The sequence below is a fragment of the Streptomyces sp. T12 genome, assembly GCF_028736035.1.
GTDB lineage: Bacteria > Actinomycetota > Actinomycetes > Streptomycetales > Streptomycetaceae > Streptomyces.
The window spans coordinates 8,945,123-8,962,296 of sequence record NZ_CP117866.1; the positions used below are offsets into that span (position 1 = coordinate 8,945,123).

The 17,174-nt window shown below is 70.1% G+C and carries 18 protein-coding genes; 6 read left to right on the forward strand and 12 right to left on the reverse strand.

Features of this window, described 5'->3' with window-relative positions; translation table 11 throughout:
- The first annotated feature begins 198 nt into the window (after positions 1-198).
- Complete coding sequence (locus PBV52_RS40115; RefSeq protein WP_274245614.1) at positions 199-1,728, forward strand: FAD-dependent monooxygenase; 1,530 nt, start codon at positions 199-201, stop codon at positions 1,726-1,728.
- Between the two features lie 44 nt (positions 1,729-1,772).
- Positions 1,773-2,267 (forward strand): hypothetical protein, encoded by a 495-nt coding sequence (locus tag PBV52_RS40120; protein ID WP_373921969.1) that lies wholly within the window; start codon positions 1,773-1,775, stop codon positions 2,265-2,267.
- 1 nt (position 2,268) lies between these two features.
- Here the strand turns inward: PBV52_RS40120 and PBV52_RS40125 are convergent, their stop codons facing one another.
- Positions 2,269-2,637, reverse strand: a complete 369-nt coding sequence (locus tag PBV52_RS40125; protein WP_274245616.1) for a metalloregulator ArsR/SmtB family transcription factor — start codon at positions 2,635-2,637, stop codon at positions 2,269-2,271.
- 178 nt (positions 2,638-2,815) lie between these two features.
- Here PBV52_RS40125 and PBV52_RS40130 point away from each other — a divergent pair, with 178 nt between their 5' ends.
- Both PBV52_RS40130 and PBV52_RS40135 read left to right on the forward strand, forming a co-directional pair.
- Positions 2,816-4,294 (forward strand): AlkA N-terminal domain-containing protein, encoded by a 1,479-nt coding sequence (locus PBV52_RS40130; RefSeq protein WP_274249868.1) that lies wholly within the window; start codon positions 2,816-2,818, stop codon positions 4,292-4,294.
- Between the two features lie 9 nt (positions 4,295-4,303).
- Positions 4,304-4,786, forward strand: coding sequence for a methylated-DNA--[protein]-cysteine S-methyltransferase (locus PBV52_RS40135; RefSeq protein ID WP_274245617.1), 483 nt, complete (start codon positions 4,304-4,306; stop codon positions 4,784-4,786).
- Positions 4,787-4,798: 12 nt separating this feature from the next.
- Here the strand turns inward: PBV52_RS40135 and PBV52_RS40140 are convergent, their stop codons facing one another.
- The 3 genes from PBV52_RS40140 to PBV52_RS40150 form a co-directional block, all read right to left on the reverse strand.
- Complete coding sequence (locus tag PBV52_RS40140; protein ID WP_274245619.1) at positions 4,799-5,170, reverse strand: VOC family protein; 372 nt, start codon at positions 5,168-5,170, stop codon at positions 4,799-4,801.
- 47 nt (positions 5,171-5,217) lie between these two features.
- Entirely contained in the window at positions 5,218-5,940 is a 723-nt protein-coding gene (locus PBV52_RS40145) for a Sir2 family NAD-dependent protein deacetylase (protein WP_274245621.1), read from the reverse strand.
- 102 nt (positions 5,941-6,042) lie between these two features.
- A complete protein-coding gene (locus PBV52_RS40150; RefSeq protein WP_274245623.1) occupies positions 6,043-6,669 on the reverse strand; it encodes an NAD(P)-dependent oxidoreductase in 627 nt (208 codons plus the stop codon).
- A 175-nt stretch (positions 6,670-6,844) separates the two neighbouring features.
- Here PBV52_RS40150 and PBV52_RS40155 point away from each other — a divergent pair, with 175 nt between their 5' ends.
- Positions 6,845-7,510 carry a DNA-binding response regulator gene (locus tag PBV52_RS40155; RefSeq protein ID WP_274245624.1) on the forward strand — a complete coding sequence of 222 codons (666 nt, stop codon included), beginning with the start codon at positions 6,845-6,847 and terminating at the stop codon, positions 7,508-7,510.
- Between the two features lie 127 nt (positions 7,511-7,637).
- On the opposite strand, the gene PBV52_RS40160 is transcribed toward PBV52_RS40155, so the two are convergent.
- Both PBV52_RS40160 and PBV52_RS40165 read right to left on the reverse strand, forming a co-directional pair.
- Positions 7,638-8,132, reverse strand: a complete 495-nt coding sequence (locus PBV52_RS40160) for an NUDIX hydrolase (RefSeq protein WP_274245626.1) — start codon at positions 8,130-8,132, stop codon at positions 7,638-7,640.
- Between the two features lie 40 nt (positions 8,133-8,172).
- Positions 8,173-9,297 carry an ADP-ribosylglycohydrolase family protein gene (locus tag PBV52_RS40165; protein ID WP_274245628.1) on the reverse strand — a complete coding sequence of 375 codons (1,125 nt, stop codon included), beginning with the start codon at positions 9,295-9,297 and terminating at the stop codon, positions 8,173-8,175.
- Between the two features lie 202 nt (positions 9,298-9,499).
- On the opposite strand from PBV52_RS40165, the gene PBV52_RS40170 reads away from it, so the two are divergent.
- Positions 9,500-10,630: a glycerate kinase gene (locus PBV52_RS40170; RefSeq protein ID WP_274245630.1), complete on the forward strand. Its 1,131-nt coding sequence runs from the start codon at positions 9,500-9,502 to the stop codon at positions 10,628-10,630.
- A gap of 107 nt (positions 10,631-10,737) precedes the next feature.
- Here PBV52_RS40170 and pssA read toward each other — a convergent pair whose 3' ends face one another.
- The 6 genes from pssA to PBV52_RS40200 form a co-directional block, all read right to left on the reverse strand.
- A complete protein-coding gene (gene pssA, locus PBV52_RS40175; protein WP_234439685.1) occupies positions 10,738-11,592 on the reverse strand; it encodes a CDP-diacylglycerol--serine O-phosphatidyltransferase in 855 nt (284 codons plus the stop codon).
- The gene (locus tag PBV52_RS40180) at positions 11,579-12,235 is read right to left on the reverse strand and encodes a phosphatidylserine decarboxylase (protein WP_274249870.1); all 657 of its coding nucleotides are present in this window, start codon (positions 12,233-12,235) and stop codon (positions 11,579-11,581) included. The genes pssA and PBV52_RS40180 overlap by 14 nt, the downstream gene beginning before the upstream one ends.
- 170 nt (positions 12,236-12,405) lie before the next feature.
- Complete coding sequence (locus PBV52_RS40185) at positions 12,406-13,611, reverse strand: acyl-CoA dehydrogenase family protein (RefSeq protein ID WP_128434208.1); 1,206 nt, start codon at positions 13,609-13,611, stop codon at positions 12,406-12,408.
- A 3-nt stretch (positions 13,612-13,614) separates the two neighbouring features.
- Positions 13,615-14,139 (reverse strand): MaoC family dehydratase, encoded by a 525-nt coding sequence (locus PBV52_RS40190; RefSeq protein ID WP_225827565.1) that lies wholly within the window; start codon positions 14,137-14,139, stop codon positions 13,615-13,617.
- 5 nt (positions 14,140-14,144) lie between these two features.
- Positions 14,145-15,119 (reverse strand): CoA ester lyase, encoded by a 975-nt coding sequence (locus PBV52_RS40195; RefSeq protein ID WP_128434209.1) that lies wholly within the window; start codon positions 15,117-15,119, stop codon positions 14,145-14,147.
- On the reverse strand, positions 15,116-17,164 hold the full coding sequence (locus tag PBV52_RS40200; protein WP_274245637.1) for a protein meaA: 2,049 nt from the start codon (positions 17,162-17,164) through the stop codon (positions 15,116-15,118). The genes PBV52_RS40195 and PBV52_RS40200 overlap by 4 nt, the downstream gene beginning before the upstream one ends.
- Between the last annotated feature and the right edge of the window lie 10 nt (positions 17,165-17,174).

Genomic DNA, 17,174 nt, shown 5'->3' on the forward strand with positions numbered 1-17,174 from the left:
GGGGACATTCACCCGGGATCACTACCGAGGATTGCAGACTCCGCCCGCAGTGGAACACCACCGTTCCTCACGCCTGCGCGGTGAGACCGTCTCCTCGGGGCCGGGAGAAACGAGGGCCCACCCCGGCCGTTCGTATGCGGTGGGTTACGGTCTCGCGGTCGTTGGCTGTGCTCGCGGCCTGGCTTCTACCGTGGATGCATGCCGGTATCGCTGGATGTACTGCTGGTGGGCGCGGGGCCCACAGGGCTCGCGCTCGCCGCGCAACTGCGCGCCTACGGCATCACGTTCCGCCTCGTCGACCGCTCCCTCGACCGGGTGCGCGAGTCCCGGGCGCTCGGCATCCAGCCCCGCACCCTGGAGGCACTGGCGGGCTTCGGCGTGACCGAGCGGCTGGTGGCCCGCGGCAACCCGGCGATGCGTGTGCGCCTGCACCTGCCCCGGCGCACGGTGTCGGTACCGCTCTTCGACATCGGGCTCACGGACACTCCGTACCCCTTCCTGCTGTTCCTCTCGCAGGCCGAGACGGAGAGCGTCCTCGGAGAGCACCTGGCCACGCGGGGCGTGTCTGTCGAACGCGGCACGGAGCTGGTCCGGCTGGATCAGCAGGGTCCACATGCCCTCTGCCGGCTGCGCGGCCGCGACGGCACGGAGGAAGACGTGGTGGCGCGCTACGTCGTCGGCTGCGACGGCGCCCACAGCACCGTGCGAGCCCAGGCAGGCATCGACTTCGAGGGCTACGCCTATCCGCAGACGTACCTGCTCGCCGACCTGGACGTCGACGGGCTGGAGCCGGGTGCCGTGCACACGTACATGACGGGGGCCGGCATGCTGTTCTTCTTCCCGCTCGGCTCGCCGGCACCCTGGCGGATGCTCGCCATCCGGCCGTCCGACGCCCCGGCCGGCGAGGTGACGCTGCCGCTCCTGCAGCAGATCGCCGACCGGTACGGGGCTCGGGGACTGGTGCTGCGGGATCCGGTCTGGATGACCGACTTCCGGCTCCACAACCGCGGTGCCGCCCGCTACCGCTCCGGGCCCTGCTTCCTGGCCGGCGACGCGGCCCACATCCACAGCCCGGCCGGGGCGCAGGGCATGAACACCGGCATCCAGGACGCCCTCAACCTGGGCTGGAAGATCGCCCTCGTGTGCCGGGGCGCCGCACCGGAGGAACTGCTGGAGACGTACGGCATCGAACGCGCCCCGGTCGGCCGCGCGGTACGGCGGTTCACCGACCGCGCGTTCGCCATCGGAGCCGGCCCCCACCCTCTCCTCCGCTTCGCCCGGGCCCGGCTCGTCCCGCGCATCGCCCCGTTGGCGGTGCGTGCGACGGCGCCCCGCAGGCGGGTCTTCCGTACCGTCTCCGAACTCGCCATCCACTACCGGCGCAGCCCGGCCTCCACCACGGGCGGACGACCACCCCGCCACGGCCCGCGAGCCGGTGACCGGCTGCCGGACCTGCCGCAGGGGCTCCAGGCCCGGACCGCCGCCCCCGGCTGGCACCTGCTCCTCACCGGCCCACCGCACCTCTGGCCGGACCAGCGGCTCGCCCCCGTCCTGGACGGCCGGGCCGGCCTGATCACCGTGCACCGCCTCGACGACCGCGGCCCCTGGCCGGACGTCGCCCAGGGCCTCGTACGGCCCGACGGCCATGTCGGTTACGTCGCACGCGGTGCCGACCTGGAGGGGCTGCGGGCCTATGCCGCCCGCTGGCTGCCGACCGATACCGCGTGACATACGAGGTGAACGGCTCCCGGCGTTGATCCGTACCACTTTTCGTGCAGTCACACCGAGGAATCAGCCAAAGAATCGACCGAGGAAGCATCGGCCGTATCGCGACGGCGGCCGGCAGTCTGGGTCTTCTCCTCCTGGCAACCGCGTGCGGCGGGAGCGGGAGTGACGACGCGGGCACCGCCGCGAAGAGCAGCCCGACGAACGTCTCCGCCACCGTGGCCGGCGTCGTGGCGCCGGCGAAGGTCGAGGTGATCGCCGACCTGACGGGCTGCAAGGTCAAGATCCGGACCGACGCGGACGAACTGCGCGAGGGTGTCTGCCACACGAAGAAGGGCGACTACCTCATCACCACGTTCCCCCAGGAGAAGTACAAGCTGACCTGGCTGGACGCGGCTGCCGTCTACGGCGGCAAGTACCTCGTCGGCCCCCGCTGGGTGGTCAGCGCGAAACCGGCGCTGTTGGAGCGGCTCCGTCCTCAACTGGGCGGAAAGATCCAGCAGTTGCGGGGCGTGGGCCCGGCTCCCGCGCCGACCGAGTAACTCACTCGGCCTCGGCCGCGTCGCTGATGCCCAGCCGCAGATGCTCCACGTGGTACACGGCCTGGTCGAGCAGCTCGGCGACATGGTGGTCATGCAGCGCGTACACGACCGACCGGCCGCGCCGTTCACCCACCACCAGGCCCAGATTGCGCAGCAGTCGCAGCTGGTGCGAGCAGGCGGACTGCTCCATGCCCACCTCGGCGGCCAACTCCGTGGCGGGCAGCGGACCTTCGCGCAGCCGCGCCAGGATCAGCAGGCGGGAGGGGGTGGAGAGGGCCTGGAGGGTGGTGGCCACCTTGGCTACGTTGGCCGCGTCCAGGCGTACGCGCTCGGTGGCGTCCTGCGCGGTGGTGACGGCTCCATGACCCATGCCGGGTATCTTACTCATCGTACATGAACGCATGAATGCCTCTTCATGTGTCGCCGGGTTCGGCTCGCGTGATCGGGCTCGGGCGATCCGGCAGCTCCCAGTACAGCCGAGGTCGATGTCGGATTCTTGCCAGCCCTGGTCGCCCCCCGTGGCCGATGCTGGACGCATGCAGAAGGGGATGCACATCGACACGGAGCGCTGCGTGCGCGCCGTCCAGTCCAAGGACGCCCGCTTCGACGGCTGGTTCTTCACGGCGGTCGTGACGACCGGGATCTACTGCCGGCCCAGCTGCCCGGTGGTCCCGCCCAAGCCGGAGAACATGCGGTTCTATCCGAGCGCGGCCGCCTGTCAGCAGGCGGGGTTCCGGGCGTGCAAGCGGTGCCGCCCGGACACCAGCCCCGGTTCCCCGGAGTGGAACCAGCGCGCCGACCTCGTGGCCCGCGCGATGCGGCTGATCGCCGACGGCGTCGTGGACCGCGAGGGCGTGCCCGGCCTCGCCGACCGGCTCGGCTACAGCACCCGGCAGATCGAACGCCAGCTCCTCGCCGAACTGGGCGCGGGCCCCCTCGCCCTGGCCCGGGCCCAGCGCGCCCAGGCGGCCCGCCTCCTCATCGAGACGACGCCCCTGCCCATGGCGGACATCGCCTTCGCGGCCGGCTTCGCCTCCATCCGCACCTTCAACGACACGGTGCGCGAGGTCTTCGCCCTCGCCCCGACCGACCTGCGCGCCCGCGCCCCCCGCAGCAAACCGGGGGCCCCGGCGAACACGGCGGGCGCCCTGACCCTGCGCCTGCCGTTCCGCGCCCCCCTCAACCCCGACAACCTCTTCGGCCACCTCGCGGCGACCGCCGTCCCCGGCGTCGAGGAATGGCGGGACGGCGCGTACCGGCGCACGCTCAGGCTGCCGTACGGCCACGGCATCGTGGCCCTGACCCCGCAGCCCGACCACATCGCCTGCCGCCTCACCCTCGGTGACCTGCGCGATCTGACCGTCGCGATCAGCCGGTGCCGCCGGATGCTCGACCTGGACGCCGATCCGGTCGCCATCGACGACCAGTTGCGTACGGATCCGCTGCTCGCCCCCCTGGTCGACAAGGCGCCCGGCCGCCGGGTCCCGCGCACGGTCGACGAGGCGGAGTTCGCCGTCCGGGCCGTGCTCGGCCAGCAGGTCTCCACGGCGGCCGCCCGCACCCACGCGGCCCGCCTGGTCACCGCCCACGGCGAGCGGGTCGACGACCCGGAGGGTGGCCTCACGCACCTCTTCCCGGCCCCTGAGGCGCTGGCTTCCGTGGCCCCGGAGTCGCTGGCGATGCCCCGCACCCGCCGCACGACATTCACGACGCTGGTGCGTCAACTAGCTGATGGCGAAGTGCGTTTGGGGCCCGACAGTGACTGGCCGGAGACCCGAGCCCGGCTCCTCGCCCTCCCCGGCTTCGGCCCCTGGACGGTCGACGTCATCGCGATGCGCGCCCTCGGCGACCCCGACGCCTTCCTCCCGACCGACCTCGGAATCCGCCGTGCCGCCCAGGAGTTGGGCCTCCCGTCGACTCCGGCGGCCCTCACGGCCCGGGCAGCCGCGTGGCGCCCCTGGCGGGCGTACGCCGTCCAGTACCTGTGGGCGACGGACAGCCACCCGATCAACTTCCTTCCCGTGTAAGGAAAGCCAGTGAAACAGCACACCGTGATCGACAGCCCGTACGGCCCGCTCACCCTCGTCGCCGAGGACGGCATCCTGTGCGGCCTCTACATGACCGACCAACGCCACCGCCCGCCCGAGGAGTCCTTCGGTGCCCGCGACGAGTCCCCCTTCGCCGAGGCCGAGGACCAGCTGGCGGCCTATTTCGCGGGCGAGTTGAAGGAGTTCACCCTCGAACTGAGCCTGCGCGGAACGCCGTTCCAGCGCCGCGTCTGGGAGCGACTGCGGGAGATCCCGTACGGCGAGACCCGCTCCTACGGCCAACTCGCCGACGCCCTCGGCAACTCCGGTGCCTCCCGCGCGGTCGGCCTCGCCAACGGCAAGAACCCGATCGGCATCATCGTCCCCTGCCACCGCGTCGTCGGCGCCAACGGCAGCCTCACCGGCTACGGCGGCGGCCTGGACCGCAAGCAGCGGCTGCTCGACTTCGAGAGCGCGGCGGTGTTGTTCTGAACCGGCGCCCGCTCAGCCGGCCGCCCGCTCCACCGCACCGCGCTCCACACAGAACTCATTGCCCTCCGGATCGGCGAGGACCGCCCAGCCCCTGCCGTCCGGGTTGCGGCGGTCGTCGACCAGCGTGGCCCCGAGGGCGAGCAGCCGCTCGACCTCCTCGTCCCGGGTGCGGTCCTGCGGCTGGAGGTCCAGGTGCACCCGGTTCTTGACGGTCTTGGGCTCCGGGACAGTCACGAACAGCAGGCCCGCGCCCTCGATCAGCACGTCCTCGTCACCCGGCTTGTCGTCCTCGTGCACGGGCAGGTCCAGCACCTGGGACCAGAAGCCGGCCAGGGCGTAGGCGTCGGCGGAGTCGATCGTCACATGGCGGATCGCAGAAGTCATGGCACGGATTCTGATGTGTGCAGCGAGCCCCCGCACCAGCATTTCCCCTAGGCGAGTTCGCGCAGCAGCTTGGGCAGCGCCGTGCCGATGGGTTCCCTTACGACCTCGTCGGCTCGGTCGTCGTACGGCGTCGGCTCGGCGTTGACGATGACGAGCCGGGCGCCGTGGTCGGCGGCGACGCCCGCGAGGCCGGCGGCGGGCTGGACCTGGAGGCTGCTGCCGACGGCGATGAACACCTGGCAGGCCTTGGTGATCGCGACCGCCTCGCCGAGGACCACGGGATCGAGCCGCTCGCCGAACATCACCGTCGCCGACTTGAGGATCCCGCCGCACTCCAGGCACGGCGGGTCGTCCTCGCCGGCCTCGACGCGCGCGAGGGCGTCCTCCATCGGACCGCGCGCATGGCACTTCGTGCAGAGCACACTCCGTGCGCTGCCGTGCAGTTCGAGCACCTTGCGGGCGGGCATCCCGGCGAGCTGGTGCAGCCCGTCCACGTTCTGCGTGATCACCCGCACCGGCACCCCGGCCCGCTCCAGCTCGGCCACCGCCCGGTGCGCCGCGTTGGGCTCGGCCTTGAGCGTCCGGTTCTTCCGCCGCATCTGCCACGAGCGCCGCCGGATCTCCGGATCGCCCATGTAGTACTCGTACGTCACGAGCTTCTCGGCCTCCGGATCCCGCCGCCACAGCCCGTTCGGCCCGCGATAATCAGGGATCCCGGAATCTGTGGAGATGCCTGCGCCACTGAGGATGGCTACGAGGGGCCTGTTCATGGGCCGAGGGTAGGACGCGCGACCGCCCTGGGGCGAGCGAGTAATCCCTCCACTCCCGGTTCGGGGTGGACAGCCGTATGGCTCCGAAGGAATCAGGACTCGTCAGTCCGTGACGACGGCGTCGCGGTGGATCCACTCGGGGCTGTGGGCCGCCTTGTACAGGAAGTCGGCGACGTCCGCGCGGCTGATCGTCGGGTTGCCCTTCATCGGGAGACGCTCGCCGACGAGGTAGCTGCCCTTGGCGGGGCCCTTGGTGAGCATGGTCGGGTAGACCAGTGTCCAGTCCAGGCCGCTGGAGCGGATCGCCTTCTCGGAGATCCCCTTGTTCGCGTAGATGTTACGGAGAAACGTGCTGTATATGACCTTCTGCACGGCGCTCGCCGACCGGTAGGTGTCACCCACACCGAACGAGGACAGCCACACCAGGCGGGATACGCCCTTTTCCTTGGCCGCGCCGATCACGGCCGCTGCGGCGCGGGTGAACAGGTCGTCGGCGCGCACGGATGTGCTCCTGCCGAGAGCCGAGATGACGACCTCCTGCCCGATCATGGCCTTCGCGACATCGTTGTGCGAGGTGGCGTCTCCGGCGACGACGGTGACCTGGTCTGCCAGATCGTCCAGCGCCTCCGGCCTGCGGGCCAGGACTGTGACCGTGTCGCCGGCCTCGATGGCCAGGTCGACGACGTGGCGACCGGTGGGGCCGGTCGCACCGAGGATCAAGAGCTTCATGGAATGTGCATCCTTCGTCAGGAAAGTGGGATGAGCCGGTACTCAGGCAAGGTCGGCCCGGTTCCGATCCAGGTCGCCACCGAGGCGGAATCTGTTGCTCATGGATGTGAGCCTGCGGCGCGCGTGCCCTTGGGGCGAGCTCGTGGCACCTTGCTGCCAACGGCACAATGGACGTATGCCACAGGTCATGGAGCTCCGCGGTGATGTCGAGTTCTGGGCTCGGATCAAGCCCTTGGCGGAGTCGGACGACGTGGAATGGGTCCATATCGCCCGCGATCTCGACACCTGGCCCGGAGCCCGTGAGGCCGCCCGCCGCCAGGCCCGCCGCGGCAGGGCACCCCGGGCACGCAAGCTGTACAGCCCCGCGGTTCTCGCCGACGAGCGCGACCGGGACGCTCTGCGGGAGATGGCTGCCCATGGCTTCCAGGTGCGGATCGCCACCGCTCCGCTCCCGCAAGGAACCGTCATCATCGACCGGCGGACCATGATCCTCACCGGGCCGGTGCCCTCCGCCCCGGCCGCTCAGGGCCCGCGCACCTACACCATGAGTGCCTCGCCTGCCTTGATCGGCGGGGCCTATGCGCTGTTCGAAGCCGCTTGGGAAAGTGCGGCCGACCTGGCCACGTTCCTCGATTCAAGACGGCCCCGCATGGATGACCAGACCTCCAAGGTGCTGCACGCCCTGTGCTCCGGCGCCACGGACGAGACAGCCGCACGGGAACTGGGCATGTCCCTGCGCACCTACCGTCGCCGGGTCGCGGAGCTGCTCGTCGGCCTCGACGCGGCCTCACGTTTCCAAGCCGGTGTACGTGCGGGGGAGTTGGGCCTGATCCGCCGCTGATCGACACGGCGCGGGACGAGCCGGTGCGCAGGGTGAGCGCGGCGACCGACGCGACGATCGACCGGCGACGCCCCGCACCGGATGCGAAGCCCCGGGACGTCGAGGGCTGATCCCGCCCCGCCGCCGGTCACCCCACCCGGTGACCGTTCTCCAGTTCCGCAGTCCCCCCGCCGCCCGAGAGGACGTCCAGGGCGGCCAGGACACGGCGGCCCAGGGCGCCGGGCAGATGACCGGTGATCTCCTCGCGCGGGACCAGCCGCCAGGACAGCAGCTCCTCCTCCTGCAACCGGATCGCCTTGAAGTCGTCCTCGCCGAGGACCCCGCCGTCGTACAGGTACGCCACCAGCGGCGGCCGCCCCGTCCCGTGCACCCAGTCCACCGCGAGCAGCGGGCCCAGCTCGCGGTCGAGGCCGATCTCCTCGGCCGTCTCACGGCGCGCGCCCTGCCGTGGGGTCTCACCGTCGTCGGACTCGATCGTGCCGCCCGGAAGCGCCCAGCCCTCACGGTAGTTGGGCTCCACGAGCAGCACGCGGCCTTCCTCGTCACGGAAGAGGGCAGCGGCCCCGGCGAGGACGCGGGGGAGACCCGCGATGTACGTGGCGAAATCTGGCGTGGTGGTCATCGAGGAAGGGTAACCAGCCTGCCCGAACCGCGCCTCGGCCTCACGCCCCGCGCAGGGAAGCGTCCCCCCGGCGCACCGTCGCCTGGGCCTCCGCCGCCTCCACCTCCGCCAGCCGCACCGTCCGCTCCGCCAGCTCGCTGATCCGCACCCCGTCGAACCCGAACACCGCACTGCGCACCGTGTCCTCCAGCGGCTCGGTCCACTGGCCCGGAATCGCCTGCGCCCCGGTCAGCACACCCGCCACCGAACCGGCCGTCGCCCCGTTGGAGTCGGTGTCCAGGCCGCCGCGCACGGTGAGCGTGATGGTGCGGGTGAAGTCGCCGTCGCCGTACAGGAGCCCGGCGGTGAGCACGGCGGCGTTCGGGATGGTGTGGATCCAGCCGAGCCCGGCGGTCTCCTCGGCGACCGTGGTCAGAGTGTCCTCCCAGGTCATCCGGGTGTCATGGAGCGAGACGACCCGGCGTACGGTGCGGGCGAGGCGGCTGCTCGCCGGGATGACGGCGAGCGCCTGGTCGACGGCCTGCCGGACCGTGGACGCCGTGAACGCCGCCGCGATCAGCGCCGCCGCCCACATCGCGCCGTACACCCCGTTGCCGGTGTGTGACAGCACCGCGTCCCGGCGGGCGAGGGAGGCGGCGCGGCGCGGGGCGCCCGGGCAGGTCCAGCCGTAGATGTCGGCGCGGATGAGGGCGCCGATCCACTCCTGGTACGGGTTGTCGTACGTGGCCGTCAGCGGCGGTTTCAGACCGTTGGCGAGATTGCGGTACGCGGCCCGCTCCGCCGTGAAGGTCTGCAGGTACGGCAGCCGCAGCAGCCACAGGTCGCCGACCTGCTCGGTGCTGAAGCCGAAGCCGTGGGTCTCCAGCAGGTCGAGGCCGAGGATGGCGTAGTCGACGTCGTCGTCGCGGCAGCTGCCGTGGATCCGGCCGCGCACGCACTGGCGCCACTCGGGGCGCAGCTCGAAGCCGTCGCTCTCGCTGATCGGCTCGGGCAGATAGTCGGTGAGGGGCAGGGCTGCGGCCTGCCGCAGATAGCGGTCGATACGGTCCCGCGTCCACAGGTCGCCCTGCTCGACCGGCTTGCCGAGCATGTTGCCCGCGATCCGGCCCAGCCAGCCTCCGAGGACGCGGTCGGCGAGCTCTGACTCAGTGCCCACAGGGGTCATAGGACCGGTTTACCCAATTCCGGCCGTGGTCGCTCGCGGTTCGGCGGCTCGCACAGGGGTTTCCCAGGGCGCTCGTACGTTGTTCCCACCTCCTTCTCAGGGTCCGGGCAGCGCATGACGGCGGGGGCGTCCTCCGGTTAAGGTCGCAGCGGCGCGACTGGCCTTGGCGTGCGCGAGGCCCGGAGAGCAAGGGGAAAATCAGGTGACACAGCGCGTGCTCATCGCCGCGGACAAGTTCAAGGGCTCGCTCACGGCCGTGCAGGTCGCCGAGCGGGTGACGGCCGGTCTGCGCCGGGTCGCGCCGGGCATCGAGGTCGAGGCCATGCCTGTGGCCGACGGCGGCGACGGGACCGTGGACGCGGCGGTCGCGGCCGGCTTCGAGCGGCGGGAGGTACGGGTCGCCGGGCCCCTCGGGCACGAGGTGACGGCGGCCTTCGCGCTGCGCGGCGACACGGCGGTCGTGGAGATGGCGGAGGCGAGCGGCCTGCAACGGCTGCCCGCGGGCGTCTTCGCGCCGCTCACGGCATCCACGTACGGCTCCGGCGAACTCCTGCGGGCCGCGCTGGACGCGGGCGCCCGCACCATCGTGTTCGGCGTGGGTGGCAGCGCCACCACGGACGGTGGCGCCGGCATGCTGACCGCGCTCGGCGCGCGCTTCCTGGACGCCGACGGGGAGCCGGTGGGGCCGGGCGGCGGGGGCCTGGGTGACCTGGCCACCGCAGATCTTTCCGGCCTGGACCCGAGGCTGTCCGCCATCGACCTGGTGCTCGCCAGCGACGTCGACAACCCGCTGACCGGCCCGAAGGGCGCGCCGGCGGTGTACGGCCCGCAGAAGGGCGCCTCGCCGGACGACGTGGAGACGCTGGACGCGGCGCTCGCGCACTTCGCGAAGATCCTGGAGGAGTCGGCCGGCCCCAAGGCGGCGGAGCACGCCGCCGCACCGGGCGCGGGCGCCGCCGGCGGCATCGGCTACGGCGCCCTCCTCCTCGGCGCCCGTTTCCGCCCCGGCATCGAGGTCATGCTCGACGTCCTGGGCTTCGCGCCCGCGCTCGACCGGGCTGACCTCGTCATCACCGGCGAGGGCTCCCTGGACGAGCAGACGCTGCACGGCAAGGCCCCGGCAGGCGTCGCGGCCGCCGCCCGCGCGGCCGGCAAGGAGGTCGTCGCGGTGTGCGGCCGCCTCGCGCTGGCGCCGGAGGCCCTCGGCCGGGCCGGGATCCGGCGGGCGTACCCGCTGACGGAGATCGAGCCGGACGTGGCCAAGTGCATCGCGGACGCGGGCCCGATCCTGGAGCGGTCGGCGGAGCGGATCGCGCGCGATTTCCTGAGCTGAGCCGACCACGGTACGTCCATCGAACATCGAACATCGAAGGGCCCCGAACCAGTCGGTTCGGGGCCCTTCGTGTTGTCGTACGACCGCTTACAGCCGCGTACGGCCGCTTACGGCAGCTGTGCCGCCCGCGCCTCACGACGGTTGTCGCGGAAGTTGTTCACCCGGCGGGCCGTGGCGAACAGCGGGATGACCGCGCCCATGACCAGCTGCAGCGCACAGCCCGTCTGGAGCAGCAGCTGGCCGCTGGGGGCACCGAAGGCCCAGGCGGCCAGGAGGCCCATCGCCAGGACGATCCAGGAGAGCATCGCCACCGCGAGACGGCCCCGCGGCTTCGGGTACTCGACCCGGCTCACCATGAGCCACGCCGTACCCAGGATCGCCAGCAGTGTCGCCACGAAGGGCAGCTCCAGCAGCACGATCGCGACCACCGTCAGCGCGCCGAACGGCGACGGCATCCCCTGGAACATGCCGTTCGGAGGCGTCACACAGGAGAATCTCGCGAGCCGCAGCACCACCGCGAGCAGCACGACGATCGCGCCGACCGCCGCCACCCTCTGGTGCGCGTCGTCGGCGACCATGCCGTAGACCAGGACGAAGTACGCCGGAGCCAGGCCGAAGCTGATCAGGTCCGAGAGGTTGTCCAGCTCCGCGCCCATGGGGGAGGAGCGCAGCTTGCGCGCCACCAGGCCGTCGAAGAGGTCGAAGACCGCCGCGCACAGCATCAGGATGACCGCAGTGGCCGCGCTGTGGCGGGCCATGCCGGACTCCTGGCTTCCGGTGAGGGCCGGGATCAGGATGCCGGTGGTGGTGAAGTACACCGCCATGAAGCCGCACGTGGCGTTGCCGAGGGTGAGGGTGTCCGCTATCGACAAGCGAAGAGAAAGAGGCATCTCCTCCTCTTCGTCGACCTCGTCGGCCTCGGGCACCCAGCCCGGCTGGGTCTCAGGATCAATCACGGTCAATGCGAGTCACCCCAGCCACGGTCTTCTGGCCGACCTCGACCGCGACCTCCACGCCCTCGGGCAGGTAGATGTCGACGCGCGAGCCGAAGCGGATCAGACCGATGCGGTCACCCTGCTCGACCTTCGTGCCCTGCGGGATGTACGGCACGATGCGGCGGGCCACCGCGCCGGCGATCTGGATCATCTCGATGTCGCCGAGTTCGGTGTCGAAATGCCAGACTACGCGCTCGTTGTTCTCGCTCTCCTTGTTGAACGCCGGAACGAACCCGCCGGGGATGTGCTCCACGGACGTGACCGTGCCGGAGAGCGGCGCGCGGTTCACGTGGACGTTGAGCGGGCTCATGAAGATCGCGACGCGGGTGCGGCCGTCCTTCCACGGCATGATGCTCTGCACCACACCGTCGGCGGGCGAGATGACCCGGCCCTGGGCGATCTCGCGCTCGGGGTCGCGGAAGAACCACAGCATGCCCGCCGCGAGAGCGGTGGCGGGCACGGCAACGGCCTTGGCGACGCCGGAGCGGCGTGCGCGCAGCAGGCTGACGGCTGCGGTGGCGACGGTCGGGAGAAGCCACGGCGATGCTCCGCGCGCGAGGCGTACGCCGGCCCGGCTGTCGCGTGGTGCAGAGGTTTGGCTGTGGGGCATGGATGACCTTCGTAGCGGATGATGCCGCGCGGTATCAGGGGACGGCGGCTTTCCCGGGATCGTACCGGTCGCAGGCCACAACTGGGCAAGCCAGGAAGTCGAGTCGGCGGCTGAAGAGCGCTGACGGGGTGTGATCTTCTTCTCCAAGAAAACACCCCGTATACGGACAATCAGCCCTGGAACCGATACTCTTCGAGCAACCTGCGACCAATGATCATTTTCTGGATCTCGGCGGTACCTTCACCGATAAGCAGCATCGGAGCCTCTCGGTAGAGGCGCTCGATCTCGTACTCCTTGGAGAAGCCGTAGCCGCCGTGGATTCGGAAGGCATCCTCCACGACCTCCTTGCAGTACTCGGAGGCGAGGTACTTCGCCATCCCAGCCTCAAGGTCGTTTCGTTCCCCAGAGTCCTTTTTGCGTGCCGCGTTCACCATCATGGCATGCGCGGCCTCGACCTTGGTAGCCATCTCGGCCAGCTTGAACTGGATGGCCTGGTGCTGGGCGATCGGCTTGCCGAAGGTGTGCCGCTGCTGGGCGTACTGGACACCCAGCTCGAACGCACGCTGAGCGACGCCGCAGCCACGCGCCGCCACATTGACGCGCCCGACCTCGACGCCGTCCATCATCTGGTAAAAACCTCGGCCCGTTTCGCCACCGAGCACCCGATTGGCCGGAATTCGCAGGCCGTCCATGATGAGCTCGGTCGTGTCGACGCCCTTGTAACCCATCTTGTCGATCTTGCCCGGGATGGTGAGGCCGGGGCGGACCTCGCCGAAGCCGGGCTCCTTCTCGACGAGGAAGGTGGTCATCGACTTGTGGGGCGCGGTGCCCTCGGGGTGTCCTTCGTCACTTCGGACGAGGACGGCGACCAGACTTGACGTTCCGCCGTTCGTCAGCCACATCTTCTGGCCGTTCAGGACGTACTCCTCGCCGTCCTTCACCGCCTTCGACGTGATGGCCGACACATCGGAGCCCAGGCCCGGCTCCGACATCGAGAAGGCGCCGCGGATGTCGCCGGCCGCCATGCGGGGCAGGAAGTGGTCCTTCTGCTCCTGTGTGCCGTGCTGCTTGAGCATGTACGCCACGATGAAGTGCGTGTTGATGATGCCGGAGACCGACATCCAGCCGCGGGCGATCTCCTCGACGCACAGGGCGTACGTCAGGAGCGACTCGCCCAGACCGCCGTACTCCTCGGGGATCATCAGGCCGAAGAGGCCCAACTCCTTGAGGCCGTCGACGATCTGCTGCGGGTACTCGTCGCGGTGCTCCAGCTCGGTGGCGACCGGGATGATCTCCTTGTCCACGAAGTCGCGGACGGTGGAGAGGATCTCCTGCTGAATGTCGGTCAGACCGGCGGTCTGGGCGAGACGGGCCATGGCCTACTTCTCCGTCTTTTCCGTAGGTGCGTTCAGTTCCGGGCGGCCCGGCTGCTCGCCGCCGCGCTCCTTGATGTACGTCTCGGTGGGGACCATGACCTTGCGGCGGAACACGCAGACCAGCGTGCCGTCCTGCTTGTAGCCCTTGGTCTCGACGTAGACGATGCCGCGGTCGTTCTTCGACTTCGACGGCCACTTGTCGAGCACGGTCGTCTGGCCGTAGATCGTGTCGCCGTGGAAGGTCGGCGCCACGTGCTTGAGCGACTCGATCTCCAGGTTGGCGATCGCCTTGCCGGAGATGTCCGGCACGCTCATGCCGAGCAGGAGGGAGTAGATGTAGTTGCCCACGACGACGTTCTTGCCGAAGTCCGTCGTCTTCTCCGCATAGTTCGTGTCCATGTGGAGCGGGTGGTGGTTCATGGTGAGGAGACAGAACAGGTGGTCGTCGTACTCCGTGACCGTCTTGCCCGGCCAGTGCTTGTACGTCGCCCCGACCTCGAACTCCTCGTAGGTGCGTCCGAACTGCATCGCGCTCAGGCCTCCGGGATCTCGAACTTGCTGGTGCGCTGCATGCCGGCGGCGCGGCCCTTGCCGGAGATGACCAGGGCCATCTTGCGGCTGGCCTCGTCGATCATCTCGTCGCCGAGCATCGCGGAGCCCTTCTTGCCGCCCGCCTCGGACGTGTAGTAGTCGTACGCGTCCAGGATCAGCTCGGCGTGGTCGTAGTCCTCCTGGGAGGGCGAGAAGATCTCGTTGGACGCCTCGACCTGGCCCGGGTGCAGCACCCACTTGCCGTCGAAGCCGAGGGCCGCGGCGCGCTGGGCGACCTCGCGGTAGCCGTCGATGTTGCGGATCTGGAGGTAGGGGCCGTCGATCGCCTGGAGGTTGTTGGCGCGGGCGGCCATCAGGATCTTCATCAGGATGTAGTGGTAGGCGTCCGCCGGGTAGCCGGGCGGCTGCTCGCCCACGACCAGCGACTTCATGTTGATCGACGCCATGAAGTCGGCCGGGCCGAAGATGATCGTCTCGACGCGCTGGGAGGCCGTCGCGATCTCGTTGACGTTGTTCAGGCCCTGGGCGTTCTCGATCTGCGCCTCGATGCCGATCTTGCCGACCTCGAAGCCCATCGTCTTCTCGATCTGGGTCAGCAGGAGGTCGAGGGCGACGACCTGCTGGGCCGTCTGCACCTTCGGCAGCATGATGCAGTCGAGGTTCTGGCCGGCGCCCTCGACGACGGTCACGACGTCCCGGTACGTCCACTCGGTCGTCCAGTCGTTGACGCGCACGACCCTCGTCTTGCCCGTCCAGTCGCCCTCGTTGAGGAACTTGACGATGGTGTGCCGCGCCTCGGGCTTGGCGAGCGGCGCGCACGCGTCCTCCAGGTCCAGGAAGACCTGGTCCGCGGGGAGGCCCTGGGCCTTCTCCAGGAAGCGCGGGTTGCTTCCCGGCACGGCGAGGCAGGAGCGCCGCGGGCGAAGGCGGTTGACCTGCGGGGCGGGCGTGGTCATGCGGGGACCTCCAGGGGGTCGAGCTTGTTCGCTTTCCGGATCTCGTCGACGATGCGGCCGATGATGCCGGTGATGTCGAAGTCCTTCGGGGTGAAGACGGCGGCCACTCCGGCGGCCCTGAGCTGCTCGGCGTCACCATTGGGGATGATGCCACCGGCGATCACCGGTATATCTGTGGCACCGGCCACACGGAGCCGCTCCAGCACGTCCGGCACGAGCTGGGCGTGCGAGCCGGAGAGGATCGACAGGCCGACCGCGTGCACGTCCTCCGCGAGGGCCGCGTCCACGATCTGTTCCGGGGTGAGCCGGATGCCCTGGTAGACCACCTCGAACCCGGCGTCACGGGCCCGCACGGCGATCTGCTCGGCGCCGTTGGAGTGCCCGTCGAGACCGGGCTTGCCGACGAGGAAGCGGAGCTTGCCGACACCGAGGTCCTTGGCCGTCAGGTCGACCTTGCGGCGCACCTCGGACATGGCCGAGCCCTCCTCGGCGGGGACCGCCACCGGCGCCGACGACACACCGGTCGGCGCCCGGAACTCGCCGAACACCTCGCGCAGGGCCCCGGCCCACTCGCCGGTCGTGACCCCGGCGCGGGCGCACTCCAGGGTGGCCTCCATGAGGTTGCCGGTGCCCTTGGCGGCCTCCTTCAGCCGCTCCAGCGCCTTGCAGGGGCGCGGGTGGTTGAAGGGCGGCTGGTAGCGGGTGTCGCGCCAGTGCTGCAGCCCGGCGATCACCCGGGCCTCAACCGCCGGGTCGACCGTCTGGATGGCCGTGTCGAGATCCGCCGTCAGGGGATTCGGCTCGGTCGTCTCGAAGATGTTGACGCCGATGATCTTTTCCTGCCCGGACTCGATACGGGCCCGGCGCTCGGCGTGCGAGGAGACGAGCTGCGACTTGAGGTAGCCGGACTCGACGGCGGCCATCGCGCCGCCCATCTCCTGGATGCGGTCGATCTCCGCGAGGGACTCCTCGACGAGCTTCGTGACCTTCGCCTCGATGACGTGCGAGCCCTCGAAGATGTCCTCGTACTCCAGCAGGTCGCTCTCATGGGCGAGCACCTGCTGGATGCGCAGCGACCACTGCTGGTCCCAGGGCCGGGGGAGACCGAGGGCCTCGTTCCAGGCCGGCAGCTGCACGGCACGCGCGCGTGCGTCCTTCGAGAGGGTCACGGCCAGCATCTCGAGGACGATCCGCTGGACGTTGTTCTCCGGCTGCGCCTCGGTCAGACCGAGGGAGTTGACCTGGACGCCGTACCGGAAGCGGCGCTGCTTGGGGTTCTCGATGCCGTACCGCTCGCGCGTGACCTTGTCCCAGATCCGCCCGAACGCCCGCATCTTGCACATCTCCTCGATGAAGCGGACGCCCGCGTTCACGAAGAAGGAGATACGGGCCACGACGTCCCCGAACTTCTCGGCGGGGACCTGCCCCGAGTCGCGTACGGCATCGAGAACCGCGATCGCGGTGGACATCGCGTAGGCGATCTCCTGGACCGGCGTGGCGCCCGCCTCCTGCAGGTGGTAGCTGCAGATGTTGATCGGGTTCCACTTCGGGATGTGGGAGACCGTGTACGCGATCATGTCCGTCGTCAGCCGGAGTGAGGGCCCCGGCGGGAAGACATGGGTCCCCCGCGACAGGTACTCCTTGACGATGTCGTTCTGGGTCGTGCCCTGGAGCTTGGTGATGTCCGCGCCCTGCTCCTCGGCGACGACCTGGTAGAGCGCCAGCAGCCACATGGCGGTGGCGTTGATCGTCATCGAGGTGTTCATCTGCTCCAGGGGGATGTCCTGGAACAGCCGGCGCATGTCACCGAGGTGCGCGATCGGCACGCCGACCCGGCCGACCTCGCCGCGGGCGAGGATGTGGTCGGAGTCGTAGCCGGTCTGGGTCGGCAGGTCGAACGCCACCGACAGGCCGGTCTGCCCCTTGGCGAGGTTGCGCCGGTACAGCTCGTTGGACGCCTCGGCCGTGGAGTGACCGGCGTAGGTCCGCATGAGCCACGGCCGGTCCTTCTCCCGCTTGCCTTCGGCGGGCTGACGCTCAGTCATCTATGACCTC

Excerpts from the sequence above, each read along its gene's own strand:
- PBV52_RS40125 (WP_274245616.1), bottom strand. The coding sequence starts at position 2,637 with ATGGGTCATGGAGCCGTCACCACCGCGCAGGACGCCACCGAGCGCGTA.
- PBV52_RS40145 (WP_274245621.1), bottom strand. The coding sequence starts at position 5,940 with ATGAACAGGCCCCTCGTAGCCATCCTCAGTGGCGCAGGCATCTCCACA.
- PBV52_RS40150 (WP_274245623.1), bottom strand. The coding sequence starts at position 6,669 with ATGAAGCTCTTGATCCTCGGTGCGACCGGCCCCACCGGTCGCCACGTC.
- PBV52_RS40130 (WP_274249868.1), top strand. The coding sequence starts at position 2,816 with ATGCACATCGACACGGAGCGCTGCGTGCGCGCCGTCCAGTCCAAGGAC.
- PBV52_RS40195 (WP_128434209.1), bottom strand. The coding sequence starts at position 15,119 with ATGACCACGCCCGCCCCGCAGGTCAACCGCCTTCGCCCGCGGCGCTCC.
- PBV52_RS40155 (WP_274245624.1), top strand. The coding sequence starts at position 6,845 with ATGCCACAGGTCATGGAGCTCCGCGGTGATGTCGAGTTCTGGGCTCGG.
- PBV52_RS40160 (WP_274245626.1), bottom strand. The coding sequence starts at position 8,132 with ATGACCACCACGCCAGATTTCGCCACGTACATCGCGGGTCTCCCCCGC.
- PBV52_RS40190 (WP_225827565.1), bottom strand. The coding sequence starts at position 14,139 with ATGCAGTTCGGACGCACCTACGAGGAGTTCGAGGTCGGGGCGACGTAC.
- PBV52_RS40185 (WP_128434208.1), bottom strand. The coding sequence starts at position 13,611 with ATGGCCCGTCTCGCCCAGACCGCCGGTCTGACCGACATTCAGCAGGAG.
- PBV52_RS40115 (WP_274245614.1), top strand. The coding sequence starts at position 199 with ATGCCGGTATCGCTGGATGTACTGCTGGTGGGCGCGGGGCCCACAGGG.
- PBV52_RS40165 (WP_274245628.1), bottom strand. The coding sequence starts at position 9,297 with ATGACCCCTGTGGGCACTGAGTCAGAGCTCGCCGACCGCGTCCTCGGA.
- PBV52_RS40180 (WP_274249870.1), bottom strand. The coding sequence starts at position 12,235 with ATGCCCCACAGCCAAACCTCTGCACCACGCGACAGCCGGGCCGGCGTA.
- PBV52_RS40140 (WP_274245619.1), bottom strand. The coding sequence starts at position 5,170 with ATGACTTCTGCGATCCGCCATGTGACGATCGACTCCGCCGACGCCTAC.
- PBV52_RS40200 (WP_274245637.1), bottom strand. The coding sequence starts at position 17,164 with ATGACTGAGCGTCAGCCCGCCGAAGGCAAGCGGGAGAAGGACCGGCCG.